Annotated in this window: 16 protein-coding genes; 6 read left to right on the top strand and 10 right to left on the bottom strand. The window is 52.2% G+C overall.

The window, feature by feature from the left end; translation table 11 throughout:
• Positions 1-167 precede the first annotated feature (167 nt).
• The 3 genes from GEV47_RS08970 to GEV47_RS08980 are packed head-to-tail and all read right to left on the bottom strand — an operon-like array spanning position 168 to position 3,117.
• On the bottom strand, positions 168-512 hold the full coding sequence (locus tag GEV47_RS08970) for a hypothetical protein (protein ID WP_322741600.1): 345 nt from the start codon (positions 510-512) through the stop codon (positions 168-170).
• Positions 509-1,918, bottom strand: a complete 1,410-nt coding sequence (locus GEV47_RS08975; protein ID WP_153234423.1) for a cytochrome P450 — start codon at positions 1,916-1,918, stop codon at positions 509-511. The genes GEV47_RS08970 and GEV47_RS08975 overlap by 4 nt, the downstream gene beginning before the upstream one ends.
• Entirely contained in the window at positions 1,915-3,117 is a 1,203-nt protein-coding gene (locus GEV47_RS08980; protein WP_153234424.1) for a hypothetical protein, read from the bottom strand. The genes GEV47_RS08975 and GEV47_RS08980 overlap by 4 nt, the downstream gene beginning before the upstream one ends.
• A 161-nt stretch (positions 3,118-3,278) precedes the next feature.
• On the opposite strand from GEV47_RS08980, the gene GEV47_RS08985 reads away from it, so the two are divergent.
• Positions 3,279-3,926 carry a LysE family translocator gene (locus GEV47_RS08985; RefSeq protein ID WP_153234425.1) on the top strand — a complete coding sequence of 216 codons (648 nt, stop codon included), beginning with the start codon at positions 3,279-3,281 and terminating at the stop codon, positions 3,924-3,926.
• Positions 3,927-4,044: 118 nt separating this feature from the next.
• Here GEV47_RS08985 and GEV47_RS08990 read toward each other — a convergent pair whose 3' ends face one another.
• Together GEV47_RS08990 and GEV47_RS08995 are read right to left on the bottom strand one after the other, a co-directional pair.
• Positions 4,045-6,252 (bottom strand): M3 family metallopeptidase, encoded by a 2,208-nt coding sequence (locus tag GEV47_RS08990; RefSeq protein ID WP_194270621.1) that lies wholly within the window; start codon positions 6,250-6,252, stop codon positions 4,045-4,047.
• Positions 6,253-6,304: 52 nt separating this feature from the next.
• Positions 6,305-6,505 (bottom strand): hypothetical protein, encoded by a 201-nt coding sequence (locus GEV47_RS08995; protein WP_153234427.1) that lies wholly within the window; start codon positions 6,503-6,505, stop codon positions 6,305-6,307.
• 71 nt (positions 6,506-6,576) lie between these two features.
• Here GEV47_RS08995 and GEV47_RS09000 point away from each other — a divergent pair, with 71 nt between their 5' ends.
• Positions 6,577-6,990 carry a hypothetical protein gene (locus GEV47_RS09000; RefSeq protein ID WP_153234428.1) on the top strand — a complete coding sequence of 138 codons (414 nt, stop codon included), beginning with the start codon at positions 6,577-6,579 and terminating at the stop codon, positions 6,988-6,990.
• Between the two features lie 216 nt (positions 6,991-7,206).
• Here GEV47_RS09000 and GEV47_RS09005 read toward each other — a convergent pair whose 3' ends face one another.
• The 5 genes from GEV47_RS09005 to GEV47_RS09025 form a co-directional block, all read right to left on the bottom strand.
• Positions 7,207-8,280 carry a porin gene (locus GEV47_RS09005; RefSeq protein ID WP_153234429.1) on the bottom strand — a complete coding sequence of 358 codons (1,074 nt, stop codon included), beginning with the start codon at positions 8,278-8,280 and terminating at the stop codon, positions 7,207-7,209.
• 124 nt (positions 8,281-8,404) lie between these two features.
• Positions 8,405-9,496: an ABC transporter ATP-binding protein gene (locus GEV47_RS09010; RefSeq protein ID WP_153234430.1), complete on the bottom strand. Its 1,092-nt coding sequence runs from the start codon at positions 9,494-9,496 to the stop codon at positions 8,405-8,407.
• Between the two features lie 94 nt (positions 9,497-9,590).
• Positions 9,591-11,396: an ABC transporter permease gene (locus tag GEV47_RS09015; RefSeq protein ID WP_153234431.1), complete on the bottom strand. Its 1,806-nt coding sequence runs from the start codon at positions 11,394-11,396 to the stop codon at positions 9,591-9,593.
• A 124-nt stretch (positions 11,397-11,520) separates the two neighbouring features.
• Positions 11,521-12,633, bottom strand: a complete 1,113-nt coding sequence (locus tag GEV47_RS09020; RefSeq protein ID WP_153234432.1) for an ABC transporter substrate-binding protein — start codon at positions 12,631-12,633, stop codon at positions 11,521-11,523.
• 186 nt (positions 12,634-12,819) lie between these two features.
• Positions 12,820-13,839: a Bug family tripartite tricarboxylate transporter substrate binding protein gene (locus GEV47_RS09025; protein ID WP_153234433.1), complete on the bottom strand. Its 1,020-nt coding sequence runs from the start codon at positions 13,837-13,839 to the stop codon at positions 12,820-12,822.
• A 204-nt stretch (positions 13,840-14,043) separates the two neighbouring features.
• On the opposite strand from GEV47_RS09025, the gene GEV47_RS09030 reads away from it, so the two are divergent.
• The 4 genes from GEV47_RS09030 to GEV47_RS09045 all read left to right on the top strand — a co-directional run bounded on the left by GEV47_RS09030 (position 14,044) and on the right by GEV47_RS09045 (position 18,261).
• Positions 14,044-14,727, top strand: coding sequence for a response regulator (locus GEV47_RS09030; protein WP_153234738.1), 684 nt, complete (start codon positions 14,044-14,046; stop codon positions 14,725-14,727).
• The gene (locus GEV47_RS09035) at positions 14,724-16,226 is read left to right on the top strand and encodes a sensor histidine kinase (RefSeq protein WP_153234434.1); all 1,503 of its coding nucleotides are present in this window, start codon (positions 14,724-14,726) and stop codon (positions 16,224-16,226) included. The genes GEV47_RS09030 and GEV47_RS09035 overlap by 4 nt, the downstream gene beginning before the upstream one ends.
• 256 nt (positions 16,227-16,482) lie before the next feature.
• The gene (locus GEV47_RS09040) at positions 16,483-17,613 is read left to right on the top strand and encodes a heavy metal-binding domain-containing protein (RefSeq protein ID WP_153234435.1); all 1,131 of its coding nucleotides are present in this window, start codon (positions 16,483-16,485) and stop codon (positions 17,611-17,613) included.
• Between the two features lie 45 nt (positions 17,614-17,658).
• Positions 17,659-18,261 carry a hypothetical protein gene (locus tag GEV47_RS09045; RefSeq protein ID WP_153234436.1) on the top strand — a complete coding sequence of 201 codons (603 nt, stop codon included), beginning with the start codon at positions 17,659-17,661 and terminating at the stop codon, positions 18,259-18,261.
• The last annotated feature ends 17 nt before the right edge of the window (positions 18,262-18,278 follow it).

Raw genomic sequence — 18,278 nt, forward strand, 5'->3', positions numbered from 1 at the left:
TTTGGGTGGACTTGACCGTATGTCTCAGTTTGAGAAATATCGATGTATTTGGACGCAAAGCTTCCTGCATAGAAATATATGCATACACTTTTTCATAGTCGTGAAGGGAATGCTGATTAATCGGCGATGTTGATCTCAGCTTTGACTTTCAAACTTCCAAACCGCACTTAACGAATAGTGCGCTTCTCCAATCCTTTGTTAAGAATGAAATCCACCAGCGGTTGCTCGCGCTTATTGGCACGATAGCAATGATCTGCCTGGAAGTGGTTGGTAAGCCAGATGACGGCTTTTGCCCAACGTCGGTGGCGCATCCGCCACGCATGCGACGAGATGGATTCCCATGCGTAGCCATTGAATACGGTGGCATTGACGAAATGGTCGAGCGCCCGCACACCTGCGCGGCCGCGTGCGGGGTTTCCTGCAAAACCGACAAAAACGATGATCAGATAACCCAGCAGTGCCAGCGGGACGATTATTGTCATCAATAAAAAACCAGCGATTCTTTCTTTCACAGCTGCTCTCTTAATGGTTCTATTGTTGTGCGTTTAAATACGGCCAAACTGATGCCGTTTTCTGAGCGGATAGTGAGTCGGCCTACCGGTTTGGGCATGTTACCAACCACAGATTCAAAACGGTAGCGTCTGGCTAACGTGCCAAGAATGAGGCTGGCTTCCTGCAAGGCGAATGACGCACCCATGCATACTCTGGGGCCCAAACCGAATGGCAAGTAGGCACACTTCAGGGAATCTTTGGCGCTTTCGCTAGCATAGCGATCAGGATCAAACTCATCCGGTCGCTCCCATAAGTCGCGGTGTCGGTGTATCAACCACGGAGCAATAATAATCGAGGCATTTGCGTGTACGGTTTTGTCGCGCATCTGCTGAGTTTCGGCCACTTGCCGTGCGATGAAACCGACTGGCGGATACAGGCGCAAGGTTTCGCGGAATACGTTGCGAATCAGCTCCATGCTTTTAATGTCTGCATATTCTGGCGGCTCACTCCCCATGACGACAACTGCCTCGTTGTGCATGCGCTCCTGAATATCGGTATCCATAGCCATCAAATACAGCGACCAGGACAGCGCACTGGCCGAGGTTTCATGGCCTGCCAGAAACAACATCGCGACCTGATCAACCAGCTCATCAAAACTGAAACCTTTTCCGGTAGCAGGGTCAACTGCCTCTAATAACGAGGAAAGAATATCGTCATACGCGCCGGGATTGCCCTGATGATAGGCATCGAAACGGGTGCGAATGAAACGCTCCAACACACTGCGAATCTCTTTTGCGGCGCGCTTGCTTTTGTAGATGGTGAACCAGGGAGCAAGCCAGTTGGGGAAGCGAAAGATGATCGGCATCAGAAGCCGCGGCGCCATTTCCTGGAAACGTTCGAAGGCGTGAAAGATGGTGCGCGCGTCGTCTCCTTCCAGAGGAATCGAGAGGATGGTACGGAAGATGATATCGGCAGTGACGTGCGTCATTTCCAGATCGACGTTGGTGGTCACGCCATCCGGCAGCGCGTCCATGCGTTCCACCATGGCGTTTGCGGCGGCATTCATCAGCGGGAAAACCAGCTTCAGACGCGTCTGGGCAAACGACTGATCCATCATGCCGCGCTGACGCTCCCATTGTTCGCCATTGGTAGTAAAAATGCTTTCACCCAATAGCGGTTCGAGCGCCTTTCCCAGCAAGTCATGCTTGGGAAAAACATTCGCATCTTCGACCAGCACCTGACGCACCAGTTTGGGCTCATTGACCATGTATAGATCCAGGCCGGGCAAATGCACCTCGCCCATTTTCATGCGATAACTACGCTCATACAATCCATCGAGCCAAGAGCGACGCTTGCCGAAAAACGTCCATAACACGGATGCTTTGTTTTTTTTGGGCTGGGGATAAACCGGACAGTGTCGGCTCATGAAAATACTTTCGGTCGCTTATAGTGTTGAACTGATGGCAGGGATTGATGGCGTTCTGCCAGCGTGAGATGGCCAGCGGTGATGGCAAAGTAGTCGTACTCGCCAGCCTTCTCGCTCGCCATGACATACTGAAAGTGCGTCCGATACCAATTGCGACGGATTTTTGCATACGTTGCTGGCGCAAACAATCTGGCAAAACGCGGAGACAACAATTTAGGCTTGGGCTCATCCGGGTTAACCTGCGAAATACCAGATACGGCGATGGGATCAACCAGCGCGAAACAGGCACCATCGGTAGGAGCCGTAAAATCTATCCAGTCCAATTTTTCTGCCTGCGCCAGCGTAGACAAAGCATCACGGAACTGCTGCGCTTGTGGCAACAGGCTGACAATCGGTATGCATTGACCCAATGTCAGCAGGCTGATGCGGGAGCGTTGCTGCTGCAGAAGCTCAGGATCTATCGCTAACGCGCGCGCCAGAACGATGGTCGCCATGATCGTTCCTGTACTGTGCCCGACAATCAGAATTTCGTCCGCATCGGAATTGCTGGCTTTAGCCACGATATGCCTAGCCATTTCATTGAGCCGCGCATCCAGATCCGGCAAATTGCCCAACCCCTGTTGCGCCGAAAACGCGTAAATTCGCAATAACCAATAGCTGTTCATGCGCCGCTCAAGCAAGCGTCCGCCCTGAATCAACAGCCCGAAGGCTCCCAAACCGGCAATTGCGCCCACCCACCATGGCATTTCAGCAAGCGCGATCAGTTGATATGCTCCGACCGCAGCACCCGATGCGAGACCCAACACAGTCAATAATATTGCCAACGGAAACAAGGCCGTGACAAATGGCGGCCAGGAAGCTTTCAGAACACGTGACAACGCGCCGCTGGACAGATAAATCCAAAACGCGCGTAAATAAGCTGCCAGCACCTGTATTTCATCGCGAACCCAATGTGCGCGAACAATATCGTCCCAATGCAAGAACTCATAATGGATTGCGGTGCGTTGATCACCAACGCCGGATTGGATCTGCCAACTGCTGGAGATGTCTGATGAGCGCCGCCGTGGGCCGACCTGCGCATTAAGTCCGCCAACGGCACATTGTTTCGCGGCCTCTCTCTGATACAGCAGGCGGTAAAATGCCGCTCCTCTGGGATCAAAGCCGCTTATATAAAAGACATGGCGTTTTTTTACAGTCAAAGCGAAAAGGTCCGGTTATTTGGTGGGCTGAAGAAATAAAGATGCAATTATAGTCATATCGGCTGTCTCAGAATTTTTTGATAAGTATGTCCAGACTTATGACAGCGGGTCGAATCTGATAGCCTAGTCATTTCATGCATCTAAAAAAAAGGGGATACGTCATGTCGTTTCAACATTATTGGCTTTTCCTTCCAGCCTGCTTCGCAGTCAACATGGCACTCGGTCCGAATAACGTGTTATCACTTTCCAACGGCGCGCGTTACGGTTTGCGCTATTCCGTCTTTGCTGCAGGTGGGCGGCTGCTGGCTTTCGCACTCATGATCGCGATCGCCGGCTTTGGTCTTGGCGCGCTTCTGCTCGCATCACAAACGCTCTTCACGGTGTTGAAATTTGGCGGGGCAGCCTACCTCGTGTGGATCGGCATCAAATTATTTCGCTCCGGTCCGGCTCTGCTGTCGCCCTCGGTTAACGACGATCCTGGCGAAAACTCCGCCGCTTCGGGCAAGCTACGTCGCCTTGCAAAGCAAGAGTTTCTGGTCGCCGCGGGAAATCCGAAAGCAATTTTGGTTTTCACCGCTTTTTTCCCGCAATTTGTCGATAGCTCAGCTTATACCGCCAGCTTCGTCGTGCTCGGTGCGACGTTTTTGTTGCTTGAAATGGTCGCCATTACCATCTACGGAATGATAGGTACACGGCTCGGGACAATGGCAAGTGACGCACAAGGATTTCGATGGGTCAATCGGATCAGCGGGACGTTGATGATAGGGTTCGGTTTGCTACTGATGTTTGTGCGGCGGCCTGCGACTTGATTGAGAAATGTACTCTGATAAAACGCCGACGCCTAAAGGAATATAGAAAATTGACTCGGAGCAGCCACCTGAAACAGCCGCTCCGAATCAATATTATTGACGATTAAGATTCATCAAATTACTCAGCAGCCCCCGCCAATCCTCGTGCCTCTAACAAAGGCCCAACATCCGGTCCACGTCCGTAGAAGTCCTTGAACAATCCACTCGGATCAGCGCTATAGCCGTGTGACAGCACTTTAGCGCGCAACAAGTCGCCGTTTTCGCGCTTTAAACCGCCGTGAGTGTTCATCCAATGTTCGGTGTCTTTGGCTAACACGTCGCTCCAGATGTAAGCGTAATAACCGGCTGAGTAGCCACTGGCGAATACATGCTGGAAGTAAGCGGTGTGATAACGCGGTGGCACTACATAACCTTCGCCGCTTGTTGCCGACTGCAATGCCCGTGCTTCAAATGCCATCACGTCTTTGGCGGCGGGAGTTTTGCCAGCAGGGATCTGATGCCATGCCTGATCAAGCATTGCTGCTGCCAGATATTCCGAGGTATCAAATCCAGCATTGAATTTTTGTGCTGCCAGCAGCTTGTCGACCAGTGCCTGCGGCATTGCTGCGCCGGTTTGATAATGTTTGGCATAGTTGGCCAGAACCTGCGGATTGTGCGCCCACATTTCGTTGAATTGTGATGGGTATTCGACGAAATCAGGCGGCACATTTGTACCGGAGAACATCGGGTATTCCACGTTGGAGAACATGCCGTGCATAGCGTGACCGAACTCGTGGAACATGGTGGTGACTTCTTCGAAAGTCAGCAATACCGGTTTGCCCGCTGGCGGTTTGACGATATTGATATTGTTGGATACCACTGCTTTGGTGCCGAACAGGTGCGATTGCTCAACATAGGTATTCATCCATGCACCACCCTGCTTATTTTCGCGTGCAAATGGATCGAACAGGAATAAAGCCAATGGTGAGCCATCTTTGTCGAATACTTCAAACACACGCACATCTTGCTGATACACCGGCAAGTCGAAACGTTCTTTGAAGCTGATGCCATACAGTTGATGCGCGGCATAGAACACGCCGTCTTGCAGCACATGGTTCAATTCAAAGTAAGGCTTGATTTGGGATTCGTCGAAGTTGTAACGCGCCTTACGCACTTGCTCCGCATAGAACGCCCAATCCCACGGCTGTAATTTGAACGGTTTGGTGTGGCTTGCTTTGGCCTGACGGTTGATCAACTGCTGCATCGCTGCAGCTTCCTTGCGGGCATTGGCGGCAGCCGCCGGTGCCAATTGCGCCAACATCTGGTTGACCGCAGCTGGCGTACCGGCAGTCTCATCTTCCAAGACATACGCGGCATGGCTTGCATAGCCTAACAACGCAGCGCGCTGGGCGCGCAATTTGACGATCTGAGCGACGTTGGCGACATTATCGGCGTTACCGCCATCGCCACGGTTAATCGATGCCTTATAAATGCGTTCGCGCAGCTGGCGATTTTTGAGTTGCACCAATATCGCCTGGTCGGTCGTGTTTTGCAATGCGATCAGCCATTTACCGTCGAGATTGCGTTTGCTGGCTGCCTGCGCCGCAGCGGCAATACGTTCCGACGACAAGCCATCCAGATCATGCAAACGATCGACTACCACCGCACCTTCAGTATTCTGTTTCAGCAAAGTTTGCTGAAATTGCGTGGTGAGTGATGAAATCTGTTGATTCATTTGACGCAGCTGATCTTTGTCAGCCGCAGACAAGCGCGCACCGGCTCGGACGAAGTCGGTGCGATAACGTTCCAGCAAGCGCAGCGATTCAGGATCTAGCCCCAGAGCGGCGCGCTGTTGATACAGCTGCTCGATGCGGGCGAATAGCTGCGGATCAAGAGAGATCGCATCCTCATGCGCTGCCAGTTTCGGCGCCATCTCTTCCTGCGTCTGATCCAGAATCGGGCTGGTGTTAGCGCCGATGAGATTAAAAAAGACGTCTTTAACCCGCGTCAGCATCTGACCGGAGCGTTCCAGCGCAACGATCGTGTTATCAAACGTCGGTGCCGCGGGATTGGTCGCGATCGCACTGACCTCCTGACGCTGCTGCGCCATGCCAGCTTCAAACGCCGGTTTAAAGTCCTTATCTTTAATCTTATCGAACGGCGGCAGATGGAAAGGCAAAGTGCTGACCTGCGCAAAGGGCGAGCTGGCAGCGAGTGTCAAGGCGGGTACTGCGGTGGGTGCAGGTGTAACTTGCGATGTCTTGACCGGCATATCGCAGCCCATCAATCCTGCTGCTGCGGTGAACATCAATCCAACTATTGAAATACGTCGTGGTGAAACTTGCATTGCATCTCCTGTACCGGTTGTTGATTTTTGTCGGAGCATTTTACGCCAGCATTCAATGCCGTGAGGAAAGATGCGATGTTTTGATGAAAAGCATGTAAGGCAGGACAGTGAAATATCCGTCCGGCCTTACCCGATTTTGGAAGCGCTGTTGAATCCGGTCGACGACACCGATCTGACTATCGCCATAAGCAAGATCATCACGCGATAAGCCGGGCACCATCAACAACGCTGGAAAATTGAAATGAGATACCATAACAGCGCATATCAGTGCATATCAGCGCTTTTCTCACGCTAACAATTTACTCTTCACCATAAATAATTTGAATGAATATGTTATCTCGACTTGATCTTTTTTCCCTGAAAGAACTTGCCTTGCGATCAGCCATGATCAGACAAGCATGCTCATGCAACAAAACGTCGTTAGTCGGCTGGGAGAGTATGCCGATATCGATGCCCGAAACGCAACTGCGCCAAATCGGTACGCTTATCGATGAGAATGAAGTGGAGCCGACAGTAAAGGAATACCATCCAAATGGTACCCATTATGCGTCTCTCGAAGCGCCGATTGCTCCACGTTACTTTCCCTATAATCGTTGCATTGTTTCGGAATGCATTGAGTGTGGGCGTTGCTACCTGCGCTATAACGAAGTCGGGGGTTATTTTTTCGACCAGAGGATACGTGCGCTTGATCCCTCATTAATTGTTGATGCTTTTTTGCCGGAATCTCCCGCCAAATAATTGGGTTCGCCGTTTTCACGTATTCAGCCACGGTAGATATTCACCCATATCCGGTATCTTTGGCTGGCACATTGGTGCCGAAAAACATCCGGTATTCCGCGTTGGAGAACAAGCCGTGCATGGCATGACAGAATGCATAGCAAAAACACGCAAGGCATGAGAAATATCTCATGCCTTGCGTGTCAAACACAGTGCGCCGCTTTCCCTTATCTGATTTTAGAAGCGATGCTGGATCCCGCTAATAACACCAGTCTGACTACTACCAAATGCAAGATCGTCACGCGACAAACCGACCGGCTGTTGGTTCTTTGCCTTGGCATAAGCCGCGCTCACATACAGGTCCGTGCGTTTTGACAATGCATACTTGCCACGTACCGAATACATGATCGGATCCGCATCTTTGCCACTGGCGACGTCCTTGATGTTCTGATAGTAGATAGCACCGATCAGCGTCACTACCGGCGTCACCTTGTAAGTGCCACCGCCCCAGAAAAAATCGCTGCGCAGATCAGGCGCATGTGAGGCCAGCGTTTTCTTGTAGTTGCGATAGCCCAGATCGAAAGACAGATCGTTGCTCAGTTTATAGTCACCTGCCACATGGATGCTGGTAGCTTTGTCATAGTCACCGTTGACGATGGCAGCCGTACCGTTTACTCGATCAAAGGTTGCGGCAACGCGGAATGGGCCAGTTTCATAACCTACGCCAAGTGCATATCGCGCATTGTCGCTGGCGCTACCGGCAGTTTGGCCAAAACCATAAGTCGCGCCCAGCTTGAAATCGCCGAACTTGCCTTGGTACTTGATCATGCTCGGCAGATTGGTCAACATGCCATCTTTACGACCGCCCGTAGCACCGGCCGACGTCACCCATGAGTACTGTCCTGAATAACCCATAGGGTCGAACGGCAAGATGAAATCATAGGTGGTGGAATACGAGCGACCGGCAACGATGCGACCGAAGCTGCCTTCCAGACCGACATTGGCTTGACGTCCGAACAGCAGCCCTTCGCTATCGAATTTTCCGGTATCTGCCCTGAAGCCGCTTTCCAATTGAAATACAGCCTTCAGGCCGCCGCCCAGATCCTCTGTACCGCGAAAACCGAGACGTGAGGTATTCATCGCTCCGGAACTCATGCGAACCAGGCTGTCCTTATGCGGATTGGCATTGTTGACATACTCGATCCCGATATCAACAAGACCGTAAATGGTGATGCTGGTTTGGGCGTAAGCAGCCGTTGTCAGCATACCGAATGCAGCGATGATTGCCGTCGCCAGGTGTTTTCTTTTCATTGTGAATCCTCCGTTATGTAATATTTTTGTGTTGACTGTGCGGTGTTACTCAAGCTGCACAAAGGCTGTTTTCGAACATCGGTATAACTCTCCCCCCCTTTTTTCAGTTCTTTTGAATGTCTGACTAGAACGCCCATAGCGAGGCTTGCGGCAATTGCAGCCAATACTCACCGGGTGCCAGCCGTTGCCTTGCGTAAGCGCGCAAGACGGTGCTATCTGTGCCGCTCGCGGCGGCGTTGTGAAACACGCATTCCCAGCGATCTCCTAGATACATGCAGGTTGACAGCGGCAGCTTGATGGCGTTTTCCACCGGTGTATCCGAGATGTTGATCTGCTCGACGCGAATAATCGCGACCGCGTCCTTGGCGTCGCTTTGGATAGCCTGACCGCGCAATGTCGCCTTCACATTGCCACCCTCGACCTGCAATAAGGCGTGCTCACCATCGCGCTGCAGCACCTTGGCGCGGAGGCGATTGTTGCTGCCCATGAACTCTGCGGTAAACAGCGTGTCTGGCGTTTCATACATGCGTTGCGGCGTGCCCTGCTGTTCGATCTTGCCGTTGTTGAGCAACAGAATGCGGTCGGAAATTGCCATTGCCTCGGCCTGATCGTGCGTCACCATCAACGCCGACAGACCCAACCGCACGATCAGCTCACGCAGAAAAGCACGTGCTTCTTCGCGTAGCTTGGCGTCCAGATTGGATAGCGGTTCGTCCAGCAAAATTACCGGCGGGTTGTATACCAGCGCACGGGCAATGGCGACGCGTTGCTGCTGACCGCCAGATAATTGATGCGGGAAGCGGTCGCCCAGATGACCCAGGCCGAGCTGACTCAACACCGTTTTGACGCGCTCGGCAATGTCGCTGCCGTTCATTTTGCGCAACTTCAAACCGTAAGCGACATTGTCGAATACAGTCTTGTGCGGCCACAGCGCGTAGGATTGAAACACCAGACCCAGATTGCGTTCTTCCGCTGGAATTTCCAGTTTGCGTTGGTCGTCGAACATGACGCGCTCACCAATCTGAATATTGCCGGACTTCGGCGATTCCAGACCGGCTACTGCACGCAGCAAAGTGGTTTTACCACTGCCGGACGGGCCCAGCAAAGCAACCACTTCGCCGCGCTGCAATTCCATCGACACACCTTTAAGAATCGGATTGGCGCTGGCGCCGCTGCCGTAATCGAGATGCAAGTTATTAACGCTTAATTCACTCATGATGATTTCCTGATTAATGTTGTAACTGAAGTAATTCTGCGTATCTATTTGGACTAGGCGGAGGTGGCGTCGTCTAAACAGTTACGCGGATTACTTAGTCGTGCAACTTGACGCCGAAGCGCAGCGCAACGCCGAGACCAATTGCCACCAGCGTGATGTTGATAAAGGAGAGTGTGGCAACCAGATCGACCGAACCGGAAGCCCACAACGAAACGATCAGCGCACCGATAACTTCAGTACCAGGCGACAGCAGATACACGCCAGTCGAATATTCGCGTTCGAAAATCAGGAACACCATCAACCACGCGCCAAGTACGCCGTAACGCACCAACGGCAAGGTGACATCGCGTGTCACCTGTGAACGGCGAGCACCGACTGCACGCGCCGCTTCTTCCAGTTCCGGGCCAACCTGCAACAACGCCGTGGTGATCAGACGCAAACCGTACGCCAGCCACACCACTGAATACGCCAGCCACACCGAGAAAATGGTGGAGCGCAGTTCACGCAATTGTGGAATGAAGTTTTCTACCAGCCATTGCGCTACGACGTTGTCATAACCCTTCAGCAGGTTATCGAGGAACGCCGGCACGAACAGGAACACCCACAGAAACGATAAGCCCGCCAGCAAACCTGGCACGGCGCGCGGGATCAGTACGCTGTAGTCGAGAAAGCGCGTGATGCCATCCGATTTGCGATGCATGGCCAGCGCGATACAGCAATAGCAAGCCACCGCAATCGCGCCACCGATGACGCCGATCAGGATAGTGTTGACGATGCCACGCATCAGCGGCGGCTGATCCCAAATATCGCGGAAATGCTGCAAAGTGAAAGTATCCATCAGTGACACGCCATAACCCCAGTGCGAGACAAACGCCCGTAAAGCAATGCCGGACAACGGAATCACGATCGTAAAAATCAGCCAGGCGGCGATCAGGCCGAACGCCAGCCATTTCCATTTGCCCAACGGCAGCGCCTTCTGGCGCGCACCCTTGCCCTTGATCGAGACATACTTGTTGGCCGAACGCAGCAGCCAGCGCTGAATCATCACCAGCGGCAGAGTCACCGCCACCAGACACACGGCAACCGCCGCCATCAAGTGATACGAAGGTGTACCGAGCTTATTGGTCAGCTTGTACAGATAAGTCGGCAATACCAGATGACCTTCCGGATCGCCCAATACCAGCACCAGACCGAACACCTCAAAGCCAAGGAAGAACACCAGCACGCCGGCATACGACAGCGCCGGCAAGATCATCGGTAGTGAAACATTCAACGCCACTTGCAAAGGTGAGGCACCGGCGACACGTGCCGCTTCTTCGACGTCAGCACCCAGACTCTTCAGCGCAGCGGAGGCGTACAGGTAAACGTGCGGCACGTGGGTCAGACCGGCGATGATGACAATGCTGGGGAAGGCATACACGTTCCACGGCATCGCTTCGATGCCGACCAGACGTAGCAAATCTTGCATCCACACCGTATAGAAACCGACTGGTCCCATTGCCACTACATAGCCGAAGCCGATCACCATCGGCGATACGAAAATTGGCACCAGCAGCAGCGGTGCGATCCAGTTGCGACCGGGAAGATCGGTACGCACCATCAGAAATGCCAGCATGCCGCCCAGCGGCACTGCGATCAATGCCAGACCGCTGGCCAGCAGCAAACCGTTAATGAAAGCTTCGCGGAACTCAGGATCATCGAAGATGAAACGATACGGTTCCAGACTCAGAGTTTTGACCGGCGCAAAAAATGGCGCGGACAAAAAGCTTTGATAAAAAATCAGTATCAGCGGCAAAAAAATGGCGATCGCCGCCAATGTAACCACCAGTCCACGCGGCCAATTAAGGCGCGCCAGCCGGGAACGGCTGGCCAGCGGATGGGGAGGAGAAATAGAAGTCATAGTTGCACCCTGCAGAAAAATCTGCGTCGTAAAAATCCGCCATTCCCGCGCACGCGGGAATCCAGGTTAGTAAATCAAATAAACAAAAATAAATTCCCGCCCGTGCGGGAATGAGGCCGCTGCCTTATTTCTTACCTGCCGTGGCTTTCCACTGTTTCAGGAACGCCAGGCGTTTGGTCTGATCCAGGTATTGCAACAAAGCCGGCGTAATCGGAATCGGTTTGAGTGCGCTGCCCAATTGCGTCGTCAGAGCACCCAGCGTGTTGTGGCCGCTGACATCCCCCCGCAAGGAATACAACTGAGATTCATTCGAGATGATGGTCTGACCGCGCTTGGACAGCAGGTAATCGACCCACAACTTGGCCGCATTCACATTCTTGGCAGATTTGTTGATGAACGCCACGCGCGACAGCACCAGGTTGTAATCCTTGGTGAACGCAACACCGATCGACGGATCCTTGGCCGCACGTGCCTGAGCATAGGAACCGATCACGTTATAACCGATCAGATTCTCACCAGAAGAAATTCGCTCCAGCATGGTGCCGGTTGATGATTGCACGCGAATGCCGACGTCGCCGAAGGTCTTTGCCAGATCCCAGAATTGCGGATTAGCTTGCGCATCTTCGGTGATAAAAGAAAATCCCACACCCGATTTTTCGATATCGTAAGTAGTCACTTTGTTGCGGAATTTGTCAGCCTTGGTAGACAGCAATTTCATCAGGTCAGCATGCGTGGCCGGCACTTCGTCAGCGCTGACCAATCGTTTGTTGTAAACAATGGCTAGCGGTTCGAAAGTAGTACCGTAAGCACTGTCCTTGTAATTGGCCCAGGCCGGAATAGCAGCCGCTTCCGGAGATTTATACGCTGCGGCATAACCTTCGCTGACCAGCTTGAATTGCAGATCCATCGCTGAGGACCACAACACGTCGGCAGTGGTGCCGCCGGCAGCAGCTTCGGAAATGAAGCGGTTGTATACCTCGGTCGAATTCATGTCATTGAATTCAATTTTCACGCCCGGGTAGAGCGTGCCGAAATCCTTGATCAATGGCTCTACCGCCTTGGAATCGGTGGCGCTGTAAATCACCAGCTTGCCTTCCTTCTTGGCGCCGTCAACGATCTTGGCGTAATCGGCAGGATAGTTGGCGGGAAGGCCGGCTGGCGCTTGCGCCGAGGCGTTCAGCGCCAAACTCATGGCCAGAATGCCGAATGTACTGGTCATTGTTTTTTTGATTAACATGGATATTGTCTCCTGATAGTTATAGTGGTTATGGTGCTTGCAAATACGCTGTAATAAGCGAGGTATAACGGCTCAACGCCTTCAAAATTAAGTATTCAAAAAGCGTGGGCGAGCCAAAGCCAGCCAGGTTGTGGCTGTCATTTGGAATTACTTATGGGTATGCCGGACCTATGGTCGCGGCCGGATTTATCGGATCAAACCAAGCTGGTCCGATATTTTGCGATAGTCGTCAATGGATTTTTTTACGTACCTGGTTAGTTGCTCGCCGCTCATCGCGAAGGGATACAGACCGCTGCTGGCGCGCATGCGATCGAACTCAGGGGTCGCCATCATTTTGTCGAAAATACCGACCCAACGTTTATAGTCGGCATCGCTGACTTGTGGTCCCATATAGACGCCACGAATGCTCGACCAACTGACTGGCATGCCCAGCTCCCGCGCTGTCGGCACATTAGCGAGCGCTCCCGGCAGGCGTTGATCGGAAAATACCGCCAGCACGCGAATCTCACCGTCTTGCGCATGCAAAGACGCTTCTGATGCATCGCCGGAAACCACTTGAATATGACCGGCGTGCAAAGCCGTAAATTCCTCGCCGCCGCCTTCTAATGCGACAAAGCGCAGATTCTTGGGATCAATCTGGTGCTGTGTCGCCAGCATGGAGATTTTCAACCAGTCCTGACTTCCGACGGTGCCGGAGGCGCCTATCGTGATCTGACTCGGATTTTTCTTGAGCGCATCCAGCAAATCGCGCAAGGTTTTATACGGCGAATCGCTACGCACCGCGACCATGCCGTAGTCGATCCCTACTGCCGCCACCCAGCGCACGTTGCGAACATCCGCTTCGCCGTATTTTCCTTGTGCCAAATTGAGCAGCGAACCGCCAGAAAATACAACTAATGTATTGGCCTCCGCCGGCTTCTGCGTGGTAAAAGAATTCCAGGCCACTGCGCCAACACCACCCGGCATGTAACTGATCTTGATAGGGTTATCCGTCGCGTGCGCCTGCAATTGCAAGCCTTTTTGAATTAGCTTGCAAGTCACGGACATGCCGCCGCCCGGCTTCGCTGGCGCTATACATTGCACCGGCGATTGCACCATCGATGGCACAGTCGAATGCGATCGCGCAGCCGGTTGCACCGGCGTTGCATAAGCGCTAAGCGTGACGCACGCACCGAGTGCGGCAATCCAGTTGATAGTGGAAGTCATTGTCTCCTGCCCATTCTATTGTTGTCACATCGCAATATTTTGCGATTATGCAACCAGGGTTTTATACATTTTTTTACATCATAACTGCCGGAGTCTTTCAGTTTCCTTTCAATCAGATTTTGCCAATCGGTGTTTTCTGTGTGAGTATTGACGACCCGTTTCAGAATGTTAGTCATTAATATTGTTCAAGAGTTGTTCAAAGCCATGCGGATTTTACTGATTGAAGACCATGTTGAGTTATCGCGCTGGTTGACCAAAGCGCTGCAAGACGCACATTGGTCGGTCGAATGCGCCATGAACGGTGCCGATGCGGACAGTTTGTTGCACACCCAACAATATGCTCTGGTAATACTGGACTTGAGTTTGCCAAAAATGGATGGACTGGAAGTCTTAAAGCGTTTGCGCGCGCGCGGCAGCAAAACACCAGTATTGATACTGACCGCGCGCGGCGGTTTGCAAGACCGGGTGCAAGGCTTAAATCTTGGTGCCGACGATTATCTGGCCAAACCGTTCGAGCTGGTTGAACTGGAAGCACGCGTCAAAGCCTTGCTACGACGGGCACAGGGCGGTGAAGCGCCGATCTACAGTTGCGGCGCTTTGCAATTCGATACGGTGTCGCGCATGTTCAGCTATGGCAATGTGACGCTCGCACTGACACCGCGCGAACATGCGGTGCTGGAGGTGTTAATCAGCAAAGCCGGTCGCGTGGTATCCAAAGAAAAATTGTTCGACGAAGTATTTTCACTGGTCGACGATGCCAATCCCGATGCGATAGAAATCTATATCCATCGTCTCCGCAAAAAATTGCAACGCACTGACACGGAAGCGGTCGCCATTACCACCTTGCGCGGCCTCGGTTATTTACTGGAAGTTGTCGCAGAAAAATGACACCAGCGCCTGTATCAACCGATTCGGTCAAGGCCGGACCTGCCAAATCTTTAGGCAGCTTGCGCAGCCAGTTATTGCGCTGGCTCCTGATTCCCTTGTTGCTAGTAGTAGCGCTGGATGCATTTTCGGTTTATCGCAACGCATTGAATGTGGCTGACCTGGCTTACGATCGCACCCTGCTGGCCTCAACCCGGGCGCTGGCAGAACGGGTATCGGTAGTCGATGGCAAGGTCGTTGCCGATGTCCCGTATGTCGCGCTGGACAGCTTCGAAACCGATACCCTCGGACGCATCTATTACAAGGTGACCGGCACACACGGCGAATTTATTTCCGGCTATGAAGATCTGCCAGCAATACCGTCGGACGTGCCACGCTCGGAAATTTATCCGGCACTGGTGCGCTTTTATCACGCAACTTATCACAATCAGCCAGTGCGCATCGCTGCCCTGTATCAACCTATGTATGACGATTCGATGCGCGGCATTGCGCTGATACAAGTCGCAGAAACCATGGATGCACGCAGCAACCTTACCCGGAAAATCCTGTTCAGCACCTTGTGGCGACAAGGTCTGCTGGTGACGGTGGCCGCGTTGCTGGTGTGGTTTGCAGTACGTTTTGTATTGCGTCCGCTGATGCAGCTGAAAGCCGCGGTGGAAGCGCGGGCAACCACCGATCTGGCCGATTTCGATGTTAATCAAGTCCACAAGGAAGTGCGGCCGCTGGTAATCGCCATGAACGGTTATATGGGGCGCTTACAGGCGCTGATCACCGGCCAGCGCCGCTTTATCGCCGACGCTTCACATCAGCTGCGCACCCCGCTCACCGTCCTCAAAACGCAAGCAGAACTGGCCTTGCGCGAACTTGATCGCAACCCAAACGATGCACATGCCTGGAAAAACCTGCGCGAAATCGTCGTCAGCATAGCTGGCACTACCGATGCTACCGTCCATTTGGCAAATCGACTGCTGATGCAGGCACGTGCCGAGCATGGTGCGGCCGAGAGCGACATCGAACCGGTCTCACTCACCGATGTCACGCGGCAGGTCGGATTGGAACAAGCACCGGCCGCCGTAAAAAAGCAGATCGATCTGTCGTTTGATGCGACTGACCAGTTGATCATCAACGGCAATGCATTATTACTACACGAATTGATCAGCAATTTACTCGACAACGCGATTCATTACACACCGGCCGGCGGCAGAATTACCTTGCGTGTGCGCCTTGATAGCGTGACACAACAAGCTGTTCTGGAGGTGGAAGACAGCGGCATAGGCATCGCCGAAGAAGACCGTGAACGTGTGTTTTCCTCCTTCTATCGTGCGCCGTCAGCGCAACAACAAAACCCCAGCGGCGCGGGACTTGGATTGTCGATAGCGCGTGATATCGCTGCTGCACATGGCGCGCAAATTACACTTTCCGCCGTGCATGACTGCAAAGATCAAACCCCGGGACTCAAGGTGACACTCAGTTTCCCCTTGCCTTTATCCTTGAACTCCTGAACTGCTTTGCTTTGTTAAAGCGCGAATGGAAGTTCATTTACGGTTCAAACATCCATCAAATCGTACTTGCTTCTGGCTAAAATCGACCAGCAAAAATATTTCACTGAAGAAATTTTTAGATGCCAGTCTAAGGGTATGCTATCGCCTTGAAATTTCACATTCCATGTTAAAAACCGTGGGCCGCAATTTGCGGTGACTGTCAACTTCCCACATAAACTTACTCACTAAGCGTCTTAATACTCATAGGAGTTCCAACATGCCACAACCAAAAATCACCGGCTTATCTGGAAATGAAATCTATTGCATGCAGTTGAAGGGCTACAAAGCCCGCGGTATTTTGGTGGGGAACAGCGTGCAGTCGATGGGTTTTCTTGGCAGTCTGGGCTCAGCCTTCCGTGGCGCCATGGGTGGCGAAATTCCGGCAGTAACCGAGATGATCCATGACGGACGGCAAGCGGCATTTGATCGCATGGCCGACGAAGCCGTGAGCGAAGGTGTGCATGGGATAGTTGGTGTCTCGTCAGAATTGCGTGGGCTGGCGGGCAATTCTGAATTTCTGTTTGTCGGCTCTGGAGTGGTTGGCAATAGTGCCACGAGAATGTTTTCCAGCGCAGGCGATGCGCAGGAATTGTATTGCCATATGGATGCCGGCTACCAGCCGATTCACTTTGCCTTTGGCAATATCGCCTACTCGGTTGGCGTAATCGGCGGCATCGCTGGCACGTTAAAAACCATGGTACGCGGCGAAATCAGAGAATTCAGCGACATCTTCAATGCCACCCGCCATCACGCACTGGAACGTCTGGTTAAACAAGCCAAAACGGCTGGTGCCAACGCCGTGGTCGGTGTGCGTACCAACGTGATGCGAATGAATGGCATGCATGAGATGTACATGACCGGCACCGCCGCCTACCACCCTAGCCTGCCGGGTGAATTTAACACAGCGCCAGTGACCAGCGATTTAACCGGAGAAGAGCTATGGGCCATGACCAGCTTAGGCTACGCCCCGGTCAAATTATTGATATCCACTTCGGTCTATTCCTTAGGTGCAATCGGCGGTGTGAAAGCGATGTTCAAAGGATTTGTCAAAGGAGAGATCAGCGATTTAACCACCTTGATCTATGACGCCCGCGAAAACGTATTCGACCGTTTGAATGCCGAAGCAACAGCGGTCGGCGCAGAAGAAGTGGTTGGCACAAAAACGTATATCGTCGAACTCGGTTCAGGCTTGATCGAGGTGGTCGCCATCGGAACCGCAGTACGTAAATTGCCTGGCTTTAGCGTACAGACAGCGGCTCTTCCTTGTCAGGCGATTATTCGGGATAAGGACACGTGGCTGAGTGGGGATGGTGGGTTTGATTTGCAATCTACTCGGGCTGGCGGGTGAGTTGTTGTTGCTTTAATCATCAGGTGCTTGTAAAGGATTAAAAGTATGCCCAGTACTATTTTTTTTATTCTACTTGTTATGCTGGGCCTACCCTATGTGCTTTATCGCTTAGGAAAATCTGACGAAGCCAGCTTTCATCGACGCAACCAAATCGATTCGCCACAAGGCATAACATTCGTTTTTAATCGCAGGGGCATTTTTTCAACGCTAGTTGTGTTTGGCGCAATCATCATTCCTTTACCCTTCATGATTTACGCAATGCTTCAGCGCGCTATTCAAGAAAATTTATGGTTACTCATGTTCGCGCTTGTTTTCATCGCGACTGGATTGCTCACCATTCCCATGGTTATACAGTTGGTTGGGCAGGTTACAAAATATCCGGCTGTTGTTCTTACTCCAAATTCGATTACTTACGAAAAATTAGAATTTAATTGGAATGAAATTGCTAGCATAAGCCTAGCCCATACCAAGGTTCCCACAGTTGTATTCAAACTAAATAGCCGGAGAATTACGAAATTGGGAATTTTTCATACTGACACCTTTTACATTCTATTGGACACCATTAAGGACAGCGATGGTTTACTGGGACATGCAAAGTATTTTTTCGAAAAGGCAACGCTTCGGAAAGCTGATATTGCCTTAGGTTAGTCATTATTCCCTCAGTT

Source organism: Glaciimonas soli (assembly GCF_009497155.1).
Lineage (GTDB): Bacteria > Pseudomonadota > Gammaproteobacteria > Burkholderiales > Burkholderiaceae_D > Glaciimonas > Glaciimonas soli.

Coding starts and splice junctions, on each gene's coding strand:
- GEV47_RS08975 (WP_153234423.1), bottom strand. CDS start 1,918: ATGAGCCGACACTGTCCGGTTTATCCCCAGCCCAAAAAAAACAAAGCA.
- GEV47_RS08985 (WP_153234425.1), top strand. CDS start 3,279: ATGTCGTTTCAACATTATTGGCTTTTCCTTCCAGCCTGCTTCGCAGTC.
- GEV47_RS08990 (WP_194270621.1), bottom strand. CDS start 6,252: ATGCAAGTTTCACCACGACGTATTTCAATAGTTGGATTGATGTTCACC.
- GEV47_RS08995 (WP_153234427.1), bottom strand. CDS start 6,505: ATGGTATCTCATTTCAATTTTCCAGCGTTGTTGATGGTGCCCGGCTTA.
- GEV47_RS09000 (WP_153234428.1), top strand. CDS start 6,577: ATGAATATGTTATCTCGACTTGATCTTTTTTCCCTGAAAGAACTTGCC.
- GEV47_RS09005 (WP_153234429.1), bottom strand. CDS start 8,280: ATGAAAAGAAAACACCTGGCGACGGCAATCATCGCTGCATTCGGTATG.
- GEV47_RS09010 (WP_153234430.1), bottom strand. CDS start 9,496: ATGAGTGAATTAAGCGTTAATAACTTGCATCTCGATTACGGCAGCGGC.
- GEV47_RS09015 (WP_153234431.1), bottom strand. CDS start 11,396: ATGACTTCTATTTCTCCTCCCCATCCGCTGGCCAGCCGTTCCCGGCTG.
- GEV47_RS09020 (WP_153234432.1), bottom strand. CDS start 12,633: ATGTTAATCAAAAAAACAATGACCAGTACATTCGGCATTCTGGCCATG.
- GEV47_RS09025 (WP_153234433.1), bottom strand. CDS start 13,839: ATGACTTCCACTATCAACTGGATTGCCGCACTCGGTGCGTGCGTCACG.
- GEV47_RS09030 (WP_153234738.1), top strand. CDS start 14,044: ATGCGGATTTTACTGATTGAAGACCATGTTGAGTTATCGCGCTGGTTG.
- GEV47_RS09035 (WP_153234434.1), top strand. CDS start 14,724: ATGACACCAGCGCCTGTATCAACCGATTCGGTCAAGGCCGGACCTGCC.
- GEV47_RS09040 (WP_153234435.1), top strand. CDS start 16,483: ATGCCACAACCAAAAATCACCGGCTTATCTGGAAATGAAATCTATTGC.
- GEV47_RS09045 (WP_153234436.1), top strand. CDS start 17,659: ATGCCCAGTACTATTTTTTTTATTCTACTTGTTATGCTGGGCCTACCC.